The organism is Campylobacter sp. W0014, assembly GCF_020135975.1.
Taxonomy (GTDB): Bacteria; Campylobacterota; Campylobacteria; order Campylobacterales; family Campylobacteraceae; genus Campylobacter_D.
The window spans coordinates 1-1,222 of record NZ_JACHTR010000069.1; the positions used below are offsets into that span (position 1 = coordinate 1).

Consider the following 1,222-nt stretch of genomic DNA (forward strand, 5'->3'; position numbering starts at 1 on the left):
AGCATAGTCTAAAAATTTAGTGATTAAGTCTAATTTAGCTTCTTGTGTTTTAATGTTTTTGCTCATTTGTTATTCCAAAGTTTCAACTTGCCAGTCATCTTTCTTAAATTTTTTGTCAATATTCTTACAACTTAATACTTCCATATATCTAAAATATAATCCAGCACCCTCATCGCCTTTCAAGAATATACCATAATTATCATAAAAATATGTATTAATACGATAATACACTACTTGGTTTTCATTTTTTCTTTCAAATCTAGTTTCCACTATCCTATCTTTTATTTGCTTACTTTTAGGTGTCACTATTATATTCGTTTTATTCTTTATAGATTCATCCTCAATCAACACTTTTCCCAAATTAAAATAACACAAGCTCTTAAACTCATAATACTGCGGATCCATATATTTATAAGAACATCCTCCTACTAAGAATAATAAAAGATATACAGGTAAAAGAAACAAAGTAAATTTTTTAAATATTGTTTTAAAATTTATAGTTTTTGTTTTATTTTTTATTTTATAAAAAATTTTAAAGATAAAATATAAAATAATAGAAAATATAAAAACAAAAAAGAAAAATATAAGAATAAATATTAAAAGATTAACAAAGAATTCTAGCATTTATTAACTCCTCTTAATTTTCTCTGTTTTTTCATAAGACAATTTGTAGTGTTGGGCTGATGTTTTAAAAGTTTAAATCTATTTACAAAATCAATAGTTCTTTTACTCAGTGCATCATTCAATCCTACCCTACTAATATCATTATCCAATGTTATTTCTTTACTATCAAAACAAGTATTTATAAGAGAAATACAATATTTAGGTTCTATTTTAACTATTTTATTTTGTTCAAAACGAGCTTGTATAGCACAAGCATAAGCTGTGTTTGTATTTTTAGGTTTTACAATATCTTCCCCTTTACTATTTTTCATAACAATATCTTGCTTTAATTTATCACCAAAAGTAAGTTTATCTGCTTTATAAATATTATTCTTTTCATCTTGCTCTATATTTTCCCAAACATATTGCAACATAGCATAACTAGCATCTGCTATATCAGCATAGTCTTTGATTTGAGAGATAAGTTCTGGGTTCATTAGTAACTTTGTCCTGTATATTTTTCATCACTTTTTATAAATTATAACAATAAAATATAGCACATAAGCAAAAAACACTTTACTGTGATTAACAAATCACACCTGCTAAATCTATCATTTAC

Annotated in this window: 2 protein-coding genes; both read right to left on the reverse strand. The window is 24.5% G+C overall.

Annotated elements, in window-relative coordinates:
• Window positions 1–69: 69 nt before the first annotated feature.
• Window positions 70–624 (reverse strand): hypothetical protein, encoded by a 555-nt coding sequence (locus H2277_RS08960; protein ID WP_337201960.1) that lies wholly within the window; start codon window positions 622–624, stop codon window positions 70–72.
• Window positions 618–1,100: a methyltransferase gene (locus H2277_RS08965; RefSeq protein WP_337201961.1), complete on the reverse strand. Its 483-nt coding sequence runs from the start codon at window positions 1,098–1,100 to the stop codon at window positions 618–620. The genes H2277_RS08960 and H2277_RS08965 overlap by 7 nt, the downstream gene beginning before the upstream one ends.
• Window positions 1,101–1,222: the final 122 nt, after the last annotated feature.

Excerpts from the sequence above, each read along its gene's own strand:
- H2277_RS08960 (WP_337201960.1), bottom strand. The coding sequence starts at position 624 with ATGCTAGAATTCTTTGTTAATCTTTTAATATTTATTCTTATATTTTTC.
- H2277_RS08965 (WP_337201961.1), bottom strand. The coding sequence starts at position 1,100 with ATGAACCCAGAACTTATCTCTCAAATCAAAGACTATGCTGATATAGCA.